At 34.0% G+C, this 17,985-nt stretch carries 11 protein-coding genes; 9 read left to right on the forward strand and 2 right to left on the reverse strand.

The window, feature by feature from the left end:
* Positions 1 to 876: an NmrA family NAD(P)-binding protein gene (locus Q4Q39_RS00385; protein WP_303280393.1), complete on the forward strand. Its 876-nt coding sequence runs from the start codon at positions 1 to 3 to the stop codon at positions 874 to 876.
* 376 nt (positions 877 to 1,252) lie between these two features.
* Here the strand turns inward: Q4Q39_RS00385 and Q4Q39_RS00390 are convergent, their stop codons facing one another.
* The gene (locus tag Q4Q39_RS00390) at positions 1,253 to 2,059 is read right to left on the reverse strand and encodes a hypothetical protein (RefSeq protein ID WP_303280394.1); all 807 of its coding nucleotides are present in this window, start codon (positions 2,057 to 2,059) and stop codon (positions 1,253 to 1,255) included.
* Positions 2,060 to 2,262: 203 nt separating this feature from the next.
* Here Q4Q39_RS00390 and Q4Q39_RS00395 point away from each other — a divergent pair, with 203 nt between their 5' ends.
* From Q4Q39_RS00395 to Q4Q39_RS00420, 6 genes are all read left to right on the forward strand, one after another.
* Positions 2,263 to 4,950, forward strand: coding sequence for a hypothetical protein (locus Q4Q39_RS00395; protein WP_303280395.1), 2,688 nt, complete (start codon positions 2,263 to 2,265; stop codon positions 4,948 to 4,950).
* Between the two features lie 15 nt (positions 4,951 to 4,965).
* Positions 4,966 to 6,399, forward strand: a complete 1,434-nt coding sequence (locus Q4Q39_RS00400; protein ID WP_303280396.1) for an arylsulfatase — start codon at positions 4,966 to 4,968, stop codon at positions 6,397 to 6,399.
* Positions 6,400 to 6,420: 21 nt separating this feature from the next.
* Positions 6,421 to 7,530, forward strand: a complete 1,110-nt coding sequence (locus tag Q4Q39_RS00405; protein WP_303280397.1) for a TlpA family protein disulfide reductase — start codon at positions 6,421 to 6,423, stop codon at positions 7,528 to 7,530.
* 86 nt (positions 7,531 to 7,616) lie between these two features.
* Positions 7,617 to 10,097, forward strand: a complete 2,481-nt coding sequence (locus Q4Q39_RS00410) for a polysaccharide lyase family 8 super-sandwich domain-containing protein (protein ID WP_303280398.1) — start codon at positions 7,617 to 7,619, stop codon at positions 10,095 to 10,097.
* 386 nt (positions 10,098 to 10,483) lie between these two features.
* Complete coding sequence (locus Q4Q39_RS00415; protein WP_303280399.1) at positions 10,484 to 12,010, forward strand: sulfatase family protein; 1,527 nt, start codon at positions 10,484 to 10,486, stop codon at positions 12,008 to 12,010.
* Positions 12,011 to 12,019: 9 nt separating this feature from the next.
* Positions 12,020 to 14,374: a glycoside hydrolase family 2 protein gene (locus Q4Q39_RS00420; protein ID WP_303280400.1), complete on the forward strand. Its 2,355-nt coding sequence runs from the start codon at positions 12,020 to 12,022 to the stop codon at positions 14,372 to 14,374.
* A 53-nt stretch (positions 14,375 to 14,427) separates the two neighbouring features.
* Here Q4Q39_RS00420 and Q4Q39_RS00425 read toward each other — a convergent pair whose 3' ends face one another.
* Positions 14,428 to 14,562, reverse strand: a complete 135-nt coding sequence (locus Q4Q39_RS00425; RefSeq protein ID WP_303280401.1) for a hypothetical protein — start codon at positions 14,560 to 14,562, stop codon at positions 14,428 to 14,430.
* A gap of 309 nt (positions 14,563 to 14,871) precedes the next feature.
* Here Q4Q39_RS00425 and Q4Q39_RS00430 point away from each other — a divergent pair, with 309 nt between their 5' ends.
* Both Q4Q39_RS00430 and Q4Q39_RS00435 read left to right on the forward strand, forming a co-directional pair.
* Complete coding sequence (locus tag Q4Q39_RS00430; RefSeq protein WP_303280402.1) at positions 14,872 to 16,350, forward strand: sulfatase family protein; 1,479 nt, start codon at positions 14,872 to 14,874, stop codon at positions 16,348 to 16,350.
* Positions 16,351 to 16,381: 31 nt separating this feature from the next.
* Positions 16,382 to 17,935, forward strand: a complete 1,554-nt coding sequence (locus Q4Q39_RS00435; RefSeq protein ID WP_303280403.1) for a sialate O-acetylesterase — start codon at positions 16,382 to 16,384, stop codon at positions 17,933 to 17,935.
* Positions 17,936 to 17,985 lie beyond the last annotated feature (50 nt).

The following is a 17,985-nucleotide window of genomic DNA, read 5'->3' on the forward strand; positions in this document are numbered from 1 at the left end:
ATGAAAATAGTAATCGGGGCTGCAGCAGGCAATGTAGGCAGCCGTATCGCAAAAAAAGTAGCAGCAGCAAATCATTCAGCTATATTATTAGGAAACAAGTTACTTTCTTTAGAAAACTTAAACATTCCAAATTCATCTTCATACGAAGTAGATATGAGTAACGTAGAACAAGTCGTCACATATACAAAAGGAGCAGATGCACTTTTCTGGCTTGTGCCACCGGCACTTGGAGTATCAAGCCTAAAAGAATGGTATGATGATATTATCGCTGCAGGAGTAGCTGCTATTAAGGAGAATAAAATTCCTCGTGTGGTGGTCATTTCTTCCCTAGGTGCAGGAGCTTCCGAAAACCTAGGCACGGTAACTTATGTTGGGAACATGGAGAAAGCATTTAAAAAGGTAGCTCCAAATGTGGTTTTCTTAAGACCTGGATATTTTATGGAAAACTTCTTATTACAAAAGGGTGACATCCTTAAAAATGGATACTTTTCATTTCCATATGACCAAAATCATGACATTCCTTTTATAAGCGCAGACGATATCGGTGATGTGGCAGCGGAATATCTTATGGATGCACATTGGGCAGGACAATGGACCAGAAACATTATGGGACCTCGCAATATTACGCCTCAGGAAGCCGCTGATATTTTTTCAGAAGAGTTACAAAAGGAGATTACATATAAACAAGTGAGTTATGATGATATAAAAAATCAATTTGCTCAGTTTGGTGCTAACGATACTGTTCAAAATGAATTGGTAGATCTATATAAAGCTTTGGGTGACCCTAATGGTGCTTATGCAACACCTAGAACAATAGAAGCGAATACACCTACAACCCTTGAACAAATAATCCGAAATAAGTTTATTTCAGCTTAATATTGATAGATAAATTTTATTTAACTAATAAAAAGCATTAAAAAAATGAACACAAGTAAAATAGCATTAGTAACGGGAGGACAAATGATTTAAAATAACTAGCTACAACAAGGTCTATAAGCAATAGCGGTTCGGGTGCAAACTCGAACCGCTATTGTATTTAATAAGTATATTGTTATCTGAAAAACAAGTACATTTTAACCCGCTACAGCTCTTATACAAAACGTTATATTTATAATTTCGTCATTCCTTGCTGTTCCACTGAGTTTAATCGAAGTGTGACCAGGAATCGCAGCATAAAACTTACAGAGTAATTTGGGAACAGAGATGAAATTCAGTATTTCGACTCAGCTCAATGACCTTATCAGGGTGAAATCTATTTTTTTCCTAGACTGGCCAATTTGGTTTTTTGCTTTTTGCTAAGCAAGTTCATCGCATTGTTTTTGTATTCTACACGTAAATCATCTGTTTTTTTAATACCGTCTATTTGAAGTTGGCTAAATTCACCAGCTTTGTTATAAGCATTAAATAGCGTTTCTCCTTTTAGTTTTTTCATTCTGTAATATGCACGAGCAATATCTTTTCTGTACATGATTTCAGCATCTATTTCGAAATTTTTTCTAGTATCTCTAATGTCTCTAGCCAGTTGAACGCTTAAGGCATCTATTTTAGACCATTGTCCATCACTTAAATTCAAAGGTTGCAGTTTTCTTTTGAAATAAACACACATGAGTAGGTTTGCTGTTCTAACACGAGAGTTATAATACGTTCCTTGCTTTATTTCATAATCAATCAAGTCATCAATTAATAGACCCATAGCCAGAAGTTCTAGGGTATCTCCGTTTTCTAGATCGACCTTCCTAGGGCTGCTGTTTCTTAAATCAAAAAGTGTAATAGTACCATCACTAGCAACCAGCATTTTCCAATCCTTAGTTTGAACAGTAACAGGACCATCATTTTTAGAGTATTTTATTGTGGGTTGAATAGCAAAAAAATCTTTTCTAAAAGTGTATAATTTCCATTCGTCGTTAGTAAGTAGTTGTTCTACCTTATCTATGTTTGCTTGGTTTTTTACTACTCTGACACTAAAAGTATGATTTACCGTTGCGCTTTTTACATCTTGTGCTTGCAAGTTAGTGGTTATGAGAACGCTCAATACTAAAAAATTAATGACTCTATACATGTCTATCTTGTTTTTCACAATATTAGAAAAAATAGCTCAGCTTAATGGCGTTGGTTAGTTCAGAGTATCAGATTTTTACGTTTAAGTAACCTGTATTTATCTAGAAAGACAACTTTATAATATTCTATTGCTAATTTTAATTCTTGACTAATAAAACTCGAGAAATACCACCTTAATGGGTTAAGGTAATAACTAAGACAACTATGAGTAGACACTTAAAAGTAGATTTAAGTTCAATGACAAAACAGATTTTAATCTTTTTATTTTTTGCAAATTTTGCATTTGCGCAAAATTTTTCCACAGGCGGCGGCGCCATAAAAAATGGCGTTTCAGGTAGCATAAACGGAGATAGCGTAATCTTTGTTTCTGAGCTTGAGGGCACAACATCTGCACATACTACAGAAGGTACATTGTTATGGCGAAACGAAACCGATTCGCCAGCAGTTATGTTTGAAATTGAAGCATCTGATATTAACAATGACGGTAATGATGATTTAATAGCTGCTAGTGGTAATGGTAATATATATTGTTGGGACAGTAGTGGAAAACTGTTGTGGAAATTTACGCCCGATCATAAGGTTCGTTTCTCAGAAGTAGCAGTTATTAATCAAAACGGGAAAGTTCAAATTTTTGCAGGAGGTAATGATTATAAATTATACGAACTGGATGCAAATGGGCAGTTGGTTTCTGAGACTAAAATTAAAGGGGTCGTTAGAAAAATAGAAGCAGGAAACTTTATAGAACCTGATAAACAATGTTTGTTTTTAATGACTTACAATCATGACAAATTCAGATGGCAATTCTTTGGGTTTATAGACCCCATTTCTAAAGAGATCATTAAATCTTTACCTTACAGAGATGCAACCAAATATGGTTTGAAAGCATACTCAAAAATAATGATAACCGATTTTGTAGTTTCTGATATCAACAAAGATAAAAAAGATGATATTCTAATTTTTGGCGATATTAATTGGAAGAGTTCTTTTTTAGCAGTTGATGGCGATTTTAGACTATTGGCAAAATATAACGCCACAGGTAAGGATACACAGCGTTATGCGCATACTAAAGGTGTAAGCTTATTACCTTATAAAGATGAGATTGTTTTTAGAATGGGTAGTGTCATGTACGTGTGCGATTTAAAAGGTAATTTAATAAGTAAAACGGGAAAAAAATATAAAAATGCAACGTATAGTGATTTAGTTTTTGACGCACAAAACAAGAAACTTTTTGCTGTAGGAGAATTAGGTGCAGGAAACAGTATATATGGGTTTGATTTAGAAAATAAAAACTGGTTAGATACTAAACACCAATATCTTGGTCTATATAGTAAGGTAAAAGAAAATATCAACGATTTATATAAAGATGCTTTAAATTTCAAGGCGCCATCATACCAAAAGAAGGCTAGTAAACCTTGGATGATGATTTCTAAAACTAAGTTGCCAAAAGAAGTTAAAAAACTAGATTTTAACGAGGTATTATTTATTCAAAATAGTGGCGCTTGGTCCGAAAATACGAGTAGAGCAGATTTAGTAGAAAAATTAGGGGAGAATGCGCTAAAGAAAGATCGCAGAAAAAAATATGATCTTTCAAGAGAAGATATTATTGAGAAAGCAAAGCAAAAAGAAGAAGCAAATGAACCTTTTGTTATTTGGGCTGGTCACGGTAACGACCCTTTTTATACAAGAATAGAAACTTTAGAAAAGATTCTTGAAGCTGCTCCCAACACTTGTTACGGCTTTATTTATGCTGAAATGGATAATGTAGAAGACCCAAGAGTCCTCCATTTTGTTAGAGAATATGTACCTCGATTAGCAAAAGCAATTCGGAAAAATAACAAAGCCAAACTTTATTTTAGATATAAAAATATGTTTTGGGCTATGACTTCTCATCTACCATTGTGGAAAGAGTTATTTTTCTCTGGAAAGTATAATGATATATTGGTGCCAGCATCAGAAGATACCAGTTCTAGAAGTCAAGAAATTAATTTAGTAGGTAGAGTAGGGATGCTATCAGCTGGATATATCGATGATTATTCAATGCGTTTAATAGATGACAACCCAACAAGTTGGAGACCTTTATCTCCTGGTGGGCAACGCACCGTGTCTCCATATTTAAGACAAGGTGTGATGATGGCAGCTCATGGTTGTAGAATAGGCATCAATTTTAATGAATTGTTTCTAGAAAAACCAGGGATGAATGTATTATATGCACTTATGAAATCTGGAGTACTTCCGTTAGTGGAAAAAGAGGATATTCTTAATATCGGCTCATGGCATTTAATAGATGAAGTAGATGAACATTTAGTTGAATCTATTGATTCACACCACAATCTATTACAATATAAGGATGATGATGATAATGCGGTTTTATCTGTAGCTCAAATGCATTGGTCAGGTACTAGCCTTCCAGAACATGATTTTTCTAAAATAGTACTTGGTACAGATTATAGATGGAATAATTACTTGCCAGAACTGCCTTATGGTATGGTTCCTATAGTACCATCAGAACATAAATCAAAATTAGAAGCTAACAATACACCCTTTATTTTAAGTACTGGTAAGGTGGGGATTGTTGGAGGTGAAAAAACACAAGCTAAAGAGTTTGGAGGTGAAATTCTTTCGAAAGTAAAAGAAGGTGCAGAAAAATTACCTGTTTTGGTTGAAGGTTGCGCATGGGGAGCCGTAAAACTAGATGAAAACCATACTAGAATAATTTTGATGGATCAAGGGTATTTGACGCCTGAAGAAAGGGAAGCGACAATAATTTTTCAAAATAGAAAACCGAAATATGCCAAAGATATTTTAAAAGATAAAAAGTTGAAAATAAAAAGAAGTACTATAAAAGTTACGGTTCCTGCTGGATCGATGCGTTTTATAGATGTTGAATACTAAACCGAGTTTACTAAATTGAGTATAGCCGTTAAATATATCATTTATTTAAATTTTGCTGTTTGTTTTTTGTGCCTTACATCATGTAAAAAACAAGAGAAAACGCATAATGAATCTATAACAAAATCTAGAGAAACATTAAATAAGCCTAATATAGTTTTTCTATTAGCTGATGATATGGGCTATGGTGAATTGGGAGCTTACGGGCAGGATGTTATAAAAACGCCTTTTTTAGATGAGTTAATATCAAAAGGTATGAAATTTACCGATTTCTATGCAGGAACATCGGTCTGCTCACCATCAAGAGCCGTATTAATGACAGGTTTACATACTGGACATTTGAGTATTCGTGGTAATAAAGGGCGCATTAATGGTAAGTGGGATAGAGTGCCGTTAAAAAAATCAGAAGCTACAATTGGTGAAGTATTGCAGCAAGCAGGTTACCAAACGGCTATGATTGGCAAGTGGCATTTAGGTGTTCCAGAAGATGTGTCTACCTGGGCAAAAGGTAGAGGTTTCGATTATGCTGTACAGGAACAATGGGGAAGGTCTGCAAAAGGTAATATGATTGATGAGCGCGTGCATTGGGTAAATAATACAGAAGATTCAATTTTTTATAATTATAATAATTACAAATGCTTAGATGAATTCAGAACCAATTTCGCATTAAATTATTTAGATGAAAAAGAAAACGACAAACCTTTCTTCTTGTATATGTCTTACAGGATTCCGCATGCTCATGAGTTCTTTTTAAGTAAAACAGATTTGTATGCCGATAAAATTGAAGAATGGCCTGAAATAGAGCGCCGTCATGCAGCGAGAATTACAATGTTAGATACCCAAATTAAACGATTGTTTGACAAGTTAGAAGCAACAGGTGAGTTAGAAAATACATTGATTATATTTTCTAGTGATAATGGTCCAAATAACGAGAATCATCACAGTTATAAGTTTTTTAATAGCTCAGGCGATTTAAAAGGACATAAGCGTGATGTTTATGAAGGTGGGGTTCGAGTACCTATGTTTGCTTACTGGAAAGACAAAATTAAAGCAGGTACAGTAAGTAATCACCCAAGTACATTTTATGATATGATGCCAACTTTGGCAGAAGTTGCAGGAGCCAAAGTACCTGAAAACATCGATGGGATTTCAATTTTACCAGAACTATTAGGTAAACCACAGACAAAGCATGAGTTTTTGTATTGGGAAATTCAAGAAGGACCATCCGTAAAAGGCTTCCGTCAGGCAACACGTATCGATAACTGGAAAGCGGTGCGATATGGAGATAATTATCATACCGAACTATATGATTTGTCAAAAGACATTAATGAAGAAAATGATGTATCTAAACAACATCCCGAAATTGTAAAGCATGCCAACGATATTTTAAAAAGAGAAAGTGTAAAGAGCATGAATTATCCATTTTCTGGAGGGGTATTCAGTAACTTATAAGATTTTATTACAACTATATATATGAAACAAATAGTATTTAAAATTCTGTTTATTGGACTTTTTTGCTCAACAATTCATGCCCAATGGAAAACCGATAAAGCCAATAATATTGTTAACGATGTTATCATTACTTATGATGTAGAATATCATAATGAGTTAACTGATAAACAGAAAAACTCCATATACTTTAAAAGAGAGATTGTGGTGATTTTCAATAAAAATAAGATGATTGAAAAAAGCTTTTCGAATAGAAATGATATCCAATTGTTTAATTTTAACGATTATGACAAAGAGCTTACGTACTCTTGTTTGGCCAATAAAAAAGCGAAGAATGCTGTAATACGTGGTTTTAAAGAACCAACCAGAGATGTTACAATTCAGAATGATGAGACCAAAACGTTTTTAGGGATGCCGTGTCAAGTTTATACTGTAAATATAAAAGGAAATACTGAAGAGATATTAACCACAGATAAGTTTGGATTAAGATATGTAAAGCAATTTAAAGCAAACGGTTTCTTATTAAAATACACTACAAAAGATAAACGTTTTGGGACATATACAGTTACTGCAAAAAATATCTTATACAAGAAGTTACCTGAAACTACATATAGTTTGGCGGGTTTTTCTGTTAGAACACCAGAAGAGCATAAAACGTATGTTTCTGGTGTTAAAGAGAGATATGATAAAATCAAAGAAAAGAATGTAGAATTGGTTGGACAAAATGCCCCAAACTTTTCTTTTAAAAGTTTACAGGGGAAACGTTTTAAGAGCAAGGAAATTTTGGGAAACAAGGTTGTTGTTTTAAACTTTTGGTTTACTACTTGTGCTCCTTGCAAAAAGGAAATCCCGCAATTAAATGAGCTAAAAGAAAAATTTAAAGATGAGGATGTGGAATTTATAGCTGTTGCTTTGGATTTAGAATATAAGTTGAGTAAATTTTTAAGGAATACCCCTTTTAAATACGATATTGTTGAGGATGGTAGATGGATAGCAAGTAAATTTGATATAAAGTCATATCCAACAAATATCATCATTGATAAAAATGGAGTATATAGATTTGTAAAGTCTGGATACAAACCTGATATTACAGAGGCTATGTCTTATAAAATAGAACAATTTTTAAAAGAATAGATAGATATGGATAATCTATGATAATGATATAAAACATATAGAAAATGTGGAAAACTAAATATCTCTAACAATAAAATAAGACAGAAATGAAAAAAATTACGCAACAACTAATTCTACTTTTAGTAAGTTTTACAGGAATGTCCCAAACAAACATCCAAGATTATGATCTTATTAGAGATAATTTGGTAAATGAATATAATCGTTCTATACCAGAAGATGCGGTTATACAAGATTATATAGATACCCAATTGATGACTCACCCCACTGACTCTGAAATGATTGGCAGTTGGTCAGATATTGTTTACAATGTTGATGTTCAGACCACGAAATGGACATCTCGTGAACATCTTTTTCGTTTAAAAATATTATCCAGAGCATATTCTGATGCTAACAATATACTATGGTATCAAAATACTGATGTTCTAAATGCTGTATATTTAGGGGTTGACCATTGGGTTCTAAAAGATTATCAAACTAGTAACTTTCCAGGAAAAACGATTTATGCGCAACAAGATCTTATTACTACATTTCTTAACATAGAAAAAGTAGAACCTGTTCTAGATAAATATAATTATCATGAAACCACTACTGGTGGAGTGTCTAAAAACCCTGCTCTTAAAGCTATTATGGACAGGGCACCAAAACCAAATAAATATAAAAATAGTAACTCAGCATGGAGAAACGAAACACAAGTTTTAATTGCCATGTTTACAGATGATGAAGCCTTATTAATCAATCAAATAAATCAAATTTATCAGCAATACACGCAACCTTCAGGGGAAGAGGGTATCCAACCAGATGGAAGCTTCCATTTTCATGGAAATCAGTTTAATCCTGATGGTTCCACAAGAACGGATGGCACGGGTACATACATAGTGCAGTTTGGTAACTATGGTACGAGTTACATTGATAATTTAGACTGGCTAGAAATAGCAGCAGGAACACCTTATAAGTTTGATGTACAAGCTAATGCAAATACGTTTGAGTTTATACGAAATTATTTTGTAGATGGTATAAGTTGGACTTACTGGGATGATGAAATGGACTACAATCTTATGCCAAGAACCAATGACTACAACCAAACGTTTGACAGAGCCAATAAAGGACTTCGCGGTAAGGAAATCATGATTAAAGCTGACCCTAGTTTTGCAAGTGAATATGAAAAAATATTGACTTGGCCTAATCAATTGACCGGGTTTAAATCATTTTGGAAATCAGATCTGGCTATTGCCAGAACAGCAAACTGGTATGCTTCTGTAAGAATGAATTCAACCAGAGTGCTAAGGGGAGAAAGCATTAATGGCGAAAATCAACGCGGACTGCACCAGTCGGATGGCGTACTGATGTTTCAACAATCAGGAAAAGAATATGAAAATATAGGTGCTTTGTGGAACTGGAAAATGCTACCAGGGGTAACTTGTGATCAAGGTATTAATAATTTAATCCATGGTCATTATAACAGGGTTGAAGCTTTAGGAGAAACCACGTATGCTGGAAGTATTGGTACGGTAAACTCTCGAGGTATGGCTTCTATGATCAATAAAAGAGTAAATTTATATGCCAAGAAATCTTGGTTTTTTGATGAAGATGTTATCGTTTGTTTAGGTAGCGGTATAGATGGTACTGGTACAACTATTATCGAAACGATTAATAATGACGGAAATACTATCACTTCAGAGTTTACTGGTACAGCAGATGATGTCTTTACAACTATACAACAATCATTTAATATTGGTGATGCCAAAGATAAAAACAATACGGTTTTACCTGCTGGAGAAACGGCAATGTCTGCCAATGACTGGGTGTATCATGACAATGCTGTGTACCAATCTACAACACCATTTAAAGTAGATGTTAGCTTTAGGCAAGACAATTGGAGTAAATTAGAGGCAGTTAAGGACCAAGAAGACGAGGGGACTATTTTTAGTACTTGGATAGATCATGGGCAATCACCAGCCAATGAGTCTTATGCTTATTTTATTTATCCACAGGCAGATGGTACCAATATACCAGATAGAATAAGTAAGAGACCAACTATTCTAGTAAATACTGAAAGTGTACATGCCATTGAAATAGATGATAGATTATACGCCTCATTTTATGAGGCTGGGTCTGTAATTGCGTCTAATGGGGTTGTAATTCAGGTAGATGTACCGTGTTTATTAGCAATAGATGGAGATAAAATATTTGTTGCAGACCCTAATCATGATAAAAGTTCAGTTTTAGTTAAAGTAGACGCTACAGATTATAACATAACCTTTCCTACTGGTGATAACCAAGGAAGACAAGAAATAGTTACAGCAGCTTCTTCTGTTCTTAGTTTAAATAAAGCAGGAGAGATTGATAAATCTCTGTATCTATATCCTAATCCAGCTAAAGATACCTTATTCATATCAGGAGCAACAGAAGGCGCTATAGCGAGAATATTTGATGTTTCTGGTAGAGAGACTAGCACGCAAAAAGTAATAAGCGGTAAAGTTAATACTGCTAATTTGGTGTCAGGTCTTTATTTTATACTATTGGAAAACAATGGATTAGAGCAAACCTTGAAGTTTGTTAAGGAATAAATTTATAACTGATTTTTTATGGTTTAGATTAGAAAAAATTATTTAAAGAAGTTTATCTTTTTCTTATAAAATAAATGTTTCAATATAAAAACTCAAGCCTCTATTAGGGATTTTGAGTTTTTATAAAATGAATTCTGGTTTTCTTTACTTATGATACTATGATTTCAGAAGCTTGCAACTATGCTTTTTTATTAGATTTCGAGGAAGCAATAAAAAAAATCTTAAAATAATAATGTTTTATAGTCATCTAACTAATGGGTTTTAGTGTTTTTTGCACCAATTTTACGTTTAAGTACTGCCTTTTTATTTAGAGAGACAATCTGGTGTGTTTCTATGAGTATTTTAGACTAATTCAATCATAATATTATAGATCTTAATTCGAAAAAATGAAATTTACTAATACATTCATCATATCTCTAGTCTTAATGTCTACATCATGTAAGACTAATGAAAATTCCGAACCCAAAACAAAAGCATCTACAGTACAACCAAATATTATTTGGTTAATGGCTGAAGATATGAGTACAGATTTAGAATGTTATGGTATGCCAAATGTAAAGACCCCAAACCTAAACAAAATGGCAAATGCGGGTATTCGTTTTGATAATGCCTTTGTTACCAATTCTATATGTTCACCTAGTCGTTCTGCGATGATGATTGGTACACATCAGGTAAAAACAAACACACACCACCATAGAAGTAACAGGGATGTTGTCTTGGATCCACAATTTAAACCCTTTACGGCTAAATTGAGAGAGGTAGGTTACACATGTGTTTTAGGTCATGAACAGGTATTTGATAAGGGACGAAAAATAGATGTGAACTTTAAGCACGACCCTATTGGGCCTTGGGACGGCATAACGCAATTTGGACTTTTTGATAAATACGATTCGTTTACAAAAGCAGATGAACCGTTTTTTGCACAAATTCAACTTAAGGTGACCCATAGAGGTGAATGGTGGAGTGATATTCGTAAACAATCAAAACATCCTGTAGATACAAAAACATTAGAAATGCCACCTTATATGGCAGATCACCCAGCAATAAGATTGGATTGGGCAAAATATTTGGATCAAATTGAATATATGGATGCCGAGGTTGGTATGCTTTTTAAAGAATTGGAAGATAAAGGGTTGGCAGATAATACAGTTGTAATATTTATAGGCGATAATGGCCGTTGTAACATTCGTGGTAAGGGCTATTTGCAAGATCCTGGTTTAAGAATACCTCTCATTGTCTATTATCCAAAAGAATTTCAAGGAGGACAGGTAAGAAAAGACGTTGTTAGTGCTACTGATATAACGGCGTCTATTCTTGACTTTGCAGGGGTTAAAGTACCAGATTATATGACGGGACAACCTATATTTTCTAAAGAATTTAATAGACAATATGTTTATGGAGCCAGAGATTTATGGGATGAGATAGAGGAACAATCCAGAGCTGTAGTTTCAGAAGATTGGTCGTATATAAGAAACGATAAACCCGAATTGCCTTATGATGCCCATCAGGCTTACTTAGAATTTTATAGACCAGCGGTTCATGTTATGAGAACGCTTTATAAGGCGGGTAAATTAAACGACAATCAAAAGCCATTTTTCGAGCCTTCCAAACCAAAGGAAGAGTTGTACAATCTAAAGGAAGACCCCCATCAACTAAATAATTTAGCACAAAACCCAGATTATGAACCTGTATTACAAAAGCTACGCCAAAAAGTAAAAGCTTATGATGAAGAATTAAAACCTGTGAGTGATGTATATCATCCTGTGATTACCAAAGGACCAGAAATAATGAAATGGTTAAAAAAAGAAATGCCTGGAGATTATGCCAAAATGCAATCCGGTGAAGAAATAGGATATAAGCGTTTTACCAATTTGTACAAAAAGGCTAAGACTAAAGCAAAAGCTAAAAACTAACAAAGAGTTATGAAGTTTAGAGTGTTAAAATATTTGAAATTTTATGGCCTTATTTTACTGTTGGGCATCATTTTTCAATCTTGTGAAGAGGTCAAAGATTCAACAATAAAAATCAATTCTAATTGGAAATTCAAGAGATTAGAAACATCTAATCTTTCAGAAAAAGGCTATGAAGATACCGACTTTGATGATTCTGATTGGGAGCTAGTACATTTACCTCATACAGCACACATAGAACCTCTGGTGGTTAATAATCAATGGCAAGGTGTGTGTTGGTATCGTAAGTCTATCGATATTCCAAATTTTACGGAAGATAAAAAAGTATTTATTGAGTTTGAAGCAGCTATGAACCATTCCATCGTTTGGATTAATGGTGAGGAAGTATCCATGCACCAAGGAGGTTATCTGCCAGTGGTTATGGATGCTACAAAATATCTAAAACGTCATGCTAAAAATACCATAGCGGTACGTTTAAATAATACCGATAACCCTATAACAGGTCCCAAACCCTTAAAACGATTGGATTTTAACATGTATGGTGGTTTGTATCGGAATGCATGGTTAAGCGTCAAAGACAAAGTGTATATATCGCACCCTGTTTTAGCAGATAAAGTTGCTGGAGGAGGTATTTTTGTTAGCACACCTAAAGTTTCGAAAGAAACCTCTACAGTTAGCGTAAAAACCCATATAGTGAATGATACCAAAGTCCCAAAATCAGTAGAGTTGGTACAATCTATATATTACGATGAACAGTTGGTTGAAGAAAATCGGTCTGCAAGAATTGATATTGAAGCTGAAAGCGACATGGATATTAGCGAGCAGTTTTCATTACAAAATGCCAATTTATGGTCTCCAAAGCATCCGCATCTATATCACTTAAAAACCAAAGTACTTTTAAAAGGAAAAGTTATTGATGAAGAAACTACGCGCTTTGGTATTCGTGAGTTTAAGTTCAAGAATAACCAACTGTACATCAACGGTGAAAAAACGTTTTTAAGAGGTGTTAATCGGCATCAAGAGTATCCGTTTGTAGGATATGCTTTGTCAGATAACGCCCAATATCGTGATGCTAAAAAAATAAAAGACGCAGGTTTTGATTACATACGCTTGTCTCACTATCCACAATCGCCTGCATTTATGGATGCTTGCGACGAATTAGGTTTGGTGGTGATAGATGCTATCTTAGGGTGGCAATTTTATAACGATACAGATGCGTTTAGAGATTATTGTTATAAATCTGCAACAAATTTGATACGTCGAGATAGAAACCATCCTTGTGTAATGGCTTGGGAAGTTTCACTTAACGAAACCAAAATGCCCATTCCTTTTATGGAGAAACTTGATAAAATTGTACATTCTGAATATCCTGGAGAACAGGTGTATTCCTGTGGATGGATGGACGAAGTATACGATATTTATTTACAAGCACGCCAACACCGTATTTTACATCCACATGAATTAAAAGACAAACCACTTTCCGTTTCAGAGTATGGCGATTGGGAATATTTTTCTAAAAATGCAGGACTCAATCAAGATAAACTGCCTAACGAATTACGAAATGAATTAAGCAGTCGTCAGACTAGAGCTTATGGAGAGGCACGTATGTTACGTCAAGCTAAAAATGTGCAGGAGGCCCATAACGATAACATAGCGAACACAATAGCTTATTCTGACAGTTATTGGGTGATGTACGATTATAACCGTGGGTATCATGATGATATTGAACATTCTGGTTTAATGGATATCTTTAGGTTGCCAAAGTTTGCCTATTATTTTTATCAAAGTCAGAAAGATAGAGACCAAGGTCATATACTTAAAATAGCCAGTTATTGGAACGATACATCCTCATTGAATGTTAAGGTATACAGCAATGCTGAAGAAGTGAAGCTATATTTGAATGATAATTTGGTGAGTATACAAAAACCTGACAATGATGAAATTTCCAAAGGGTTGAACCACCCACCATTTACCTTTAAATTACCAACATTTATAAAAGGTAGTTTAAAAGCTGAAAGCTATGTAGACGGAAAAAAAGTTGCAGAAGATGTCGTAAAAACGCCTCAGGCCGTTACTAAACTTAAGATGTGGTTGGATAAAAGCGGAAAAGCACCCCAATCTGGAGTAAATGATGTTTTGTTCTTGTATATCGCTGGTGTGGATGAAAATGGTACCATAAACCCAGACTTTTTCGAAGATATTAATGTCTCAATTAACGGTGATGTTAAAACTCTGAATGTTGAAAAAGTGAAAGCGGAAGCAGGTATAGCAACAGCGTTAATAAGAATTGGTAATACAAAAGGTAAGATTACGATAAGCGCAAATGCAGTAGATTTAACGGGAAGTTATACTATTTCTGTTAAATAAGTTGTAATAGTTAAAGATTTGATCTTAAGTTAAAGTATAATGTTGTAAAATGACTAGTGTTTTTTCTTCTTTTTACCTTTTTTTTCATCCCAGTTTTCTTTTAACTCGGCTAGTATAAGGGCTCCATCTCCATCTAATTTATCCGCAGATATTTCATTTTTTCTTTTTGCGGATTTAAATTCTTCCAAAGAAATGGAACCATTACTGTCAGTATCAAAATTTTCTCAAATTTAGGTTTATTCTTTTCTTGCGTTTATGATGACAAGGTAAAGCTAAATATCATTAACATTAATAGTCCTAATTTTGTAATTTCAGTTTTCATTACTATTTATTTTAGATAGTGTTCTATAATGGGGTTTTATCCAACTCTTTTACTAAGTTAATCAATGCAACAGATAATTGAAACCACTTGAACTTATGTGTACCATATATTTATTTTAAGATACATGATTTTATTGATAAAAAAGATATTTTTATATTTTCTAAACTACTTCTTCATGAAAAATAAATTTTGTTATCTGTTAGAGAGATTTTGTGTCTCGATACTATTTATAATAATTACGTCTTGTTTTCAAGACAAAAGTGACAAACATAAAACTGTTAATAATACTACTCCTAATATCATCTTGTTTGTTGCGGACGATCATGGGACTGATGCCTTAGGGAGCTATGGCAATCCCGTTATAAAAACACCAAACCTGGATAAGTTGGCAGCTGAAGGTGTTAGGTTTACCAATGCCTATTGTACAAGTGCCAGTTGTGCGGCCAGTAGATCTGTGATACTTTCTGGTAAATTTGGACATGCTACAGGATCATATGGACATGTGCATGACTATCACCATTTTAGTACGTTTGATGGGATTAAATCACTCTCAAATAGATTGTCTGATGTGGGGTATTTAACAGCAAGAATTGGTAAATACCATGTAGCTCCAGAAAGTGTGTATTTGTTTGATGAGGTTTTAAATGCCGATCCAAGGAATACAGTTGAAATGGCCGATGCTTCAAAAGGTGTATTAAATTCTGAAAAACCTTTCTTCTTATATTTCTGTACAGATGACCCTCACAGAGGACACCCTTTTAAACCAGAAAAATGGGATATCCCAAATTCATTTGGTAATAAACCCGAAGGATATAAAGATGTAGAGCAAATTGTATATGATCCAAAAGATGTTTTGGTTCCCGATTTTTTACCCGATACAAAACAGTCAAGGGAGGAAATTGCGCAATACTATCAAAGTATCTCAAGAATAGACCAAGGTTTTGGGAGATTAATGCAACATTTAGAACAAGCTGGTAAACTTGATAATACAATTGTGTTTTACATTTCAGATAACGGTATGGCATTTCCAGGTGCTAAAACCACTGTTTACGAACCGGGAATTAAGCTACCGTGTATTATAAAAGACCCAACAAAAGGCAAAAAGGGTATTGTTAACAATGCCAGAATTTCTTGGGTAGATTTAACACCAACCATATTGGATATGGCAGATGTGTCTTATCAAGAAAATGAGTTTCATGGAAAATCATTTAATGCTATTATTGATCAGGAAAAGCCAAACGGATGGGATAAAATCTATGCATCTCATACATTTCATGAAATTACAATGTACTACCCCATGCGCGTAGTTATAGATGGGGATTACAAACTTATATGGAATGTAGCTTATCAATTAGATTACCCTTTTGCATCAGATTTATGGGCGGCTTCCACATGGCAAGGTATTTACAGAAACAATAAAGAGTATTTTGGAAAGCGTACAGTTAAGGACTACATGTATCGACCAGAATTTGAACTCTTTAATTTATCAAAAGATCCAGGAGAGAGCGATAATTTAGCAAAGCAAGAGGATTATCAAGAGATTTTAGAGTCCATGAAACTAAAAATGAAAGATTTTCAGTTAAATACAAAAGATCCTTGGTTAATTATGTGGGATCATGATAATTCCTTACAAGGGACAGGGGTGAATTTATAGTTACAGTAATTATTATTAGAAAAGATGAAGTATGAAGTATTGGTGTATTCAATTTTTAACTATTATTTTTTTTGCAACTGTTTTTAATTACACATTTGCACAAAAACAGGTTAAAAAATATGATGTACATGTTGTGTTGCTAGCAGGACAATCTAACATGGTAGGAGCAGGAAACTATTATGAATTAGATCCTGAAACAAAACAGCGTATAGTTAAAGCATCAAAAAAAGTGTCTCTGAGCTATAATGGTAAAACAGCACAACCATTATCTTATTACAACAATACGTCTGGTAAGCAATACAATTTTTCAAAACGATTTGGTTTAGAACTTATGTTGGGGGCTACACTTTCTGAAGCCTATCCTCATCAAGAGTTTTTGTTTATAAAAAGGGCACATGGAGGCACATCCTTATATGGTGCATGGAATCCAAAATGGGATAAAAGCAAAGTACTACTTACTGAAAAAACCGAGTATAAACAACAACTAAAACTATACGATTTACATATTTCAGATATTAATCAAAACTTAGAGTATCTAAAAAAGCAGAGCAAATCTTATAAAATAATTGGATTGGGTTGGATGCAAGGAGAAAGTGATACAAATAACGCTATTGCTGCAAAAAAATATAAAAACGGACTAAAAGAGCTTGTAAATGCTTATCGAACCGATTTGAATGTACCACAAATGCCTTTTGTTCTGGGACAAATTAATGCTTTAAATCGTAAAGTAGAGAACGGAGTTGATGTGGTTAGAACTGGAATGAAAAAATTTGTGGAACAGGATTATTTCTCTGAGTTGGTAGAAACATCAACAGATACTTTATGGAATGATTACCCAAAGCATAAAGATAATTTGCATTATAATACTGAAGGCTTAAAGCGTTTGGGTATTGCATTTGCAAATGGTTTTTTTGATATTCAAAAGCGATTAAATGTAGATGAATTTGAAAGTATTGAACAATTAAAGCCTGGTGAAACAATTAAGTTTAAGGCAGAAGGTGATACCAATATGATGTACCATGTTTATACACCATCAAATTTTGAGACTTCAAAAAAACGCCCTTTAATAATAGCTTTTAGCCCAGGAGGGAATGGTTTGGGCATTTTGAATAAGATGAAGGCTAGTGTAGAAAAAATGGGATGGATTTTGGTGGGATGCGATATGCTTAAAAATGGTATGAAAAATCACAGTTTAGAGCAAAAAATGGAAGACGAGCTGCTAAATGCCATATTTAAAAATATACCTCATAATACTTCTAGGGTTTATTTGTCTGGTTTTTCAGGTGGCGCAATGCGATCATACCAGTTAACTACACGAAGGAATGAAAAATTCGCAGGGATTTTAGCTTATGGTGGCTGGTTAGGTGGAGATACATATCAAGATAAACCTTATCAAAAAGGGATGCGGATTGCACAAGTTAATGGCATTAAAGATATGGGTGCTAATAAGTGGAAAGATATAGATGCCAAAACGCTTAAAAAGCATCAATGTACAGTTAAGCATTTTTCTCATGAAGGCGGGCATCAAGTAGCCCCAGAATCAGTTTCCACAATGGCAATGGAGTGGTTGGCTTCTAAAAAATAGGATGGATACTTTTAAAGATCAATGCAAATAAACATTTGTAATTTAGATAA

Origin of the sequence: Flavivirga amylovorans (assembly GCF_030540875.1) — a bacterium.
In the GTDB taxonomy this organism is placed as follows: Bacteria; Bacteroidota; Bacteroidia; order Flavobacteriales; family Flavobacteriaceae; genus Flavivirga; species Flavivirga amylovorans.

Bases quoted from the DNA above. Each gene is read 5' to 3' on its own strand.
- Q4Q39_RS00385 (WP_303280393.1), top strand. From the start codon at position 1: ATGAAAATAGTAATCGGGGCTGCAGCAGGCAATGTAGGCAGCCGTATC.
- Q4Q39_RS00390 (WP_303280394.1), bottom strand. From the start codon at position 2,059: ATGTATAGAGTCATTAATTTTTTAGTATTGAGCGTTCTCATAACCACT.
- Q4Q39_RS00395 (WP_303280395.1), top strand. From the start codon at position 2,263: ATGAGTAGACACTTAAAAGTAGATTTAAGTTCAATGACAAAACAGATT.
- Q4Q39_RS00405 (WP_303280397.1), top strand. From the start codon at position 6,421: ATGAAACAAATAGTATTTAAAATTCTGTTTATTGGACTTTTTTGCTCA.
- Q4Q39_RS00410 (WP_303280398.1), top strand. From the start codon at position 7,617: ATGAAAAAAATTACGCAACAACTAATTCTACTTTTAGTAAGTTTTACA.
- Q4Q39_RS00415 (WP_303280399.1), top strand. From the start codon at position 10,484: ATGAAATTTACTAATACATTCATCATATCTCTAGTCTTAATGTCTACA.
- Q4Q39_RS00420 (WP_303280400.1), top strand. From the start codon at position 12,020: ATGAAGTTTAGAGTGTTAAAATATTTGAAATTTTATGGCCTTATTTTA.
- Q4Q39_RS00430 (WP_303280402.1), top strand. From the start codon at position 14,872: ATGAAAAATAAATTTTGTTATCTGTTAGAGAGATTTTGTGTCTCGATA.
- Q4Q39_RS00435 (WP_303280403.1), top strand. From the start codon at position 16,382: ATGAAGTATTGGTGTATTCAATTTTTAACTATTATTTTTTTTGCAACT.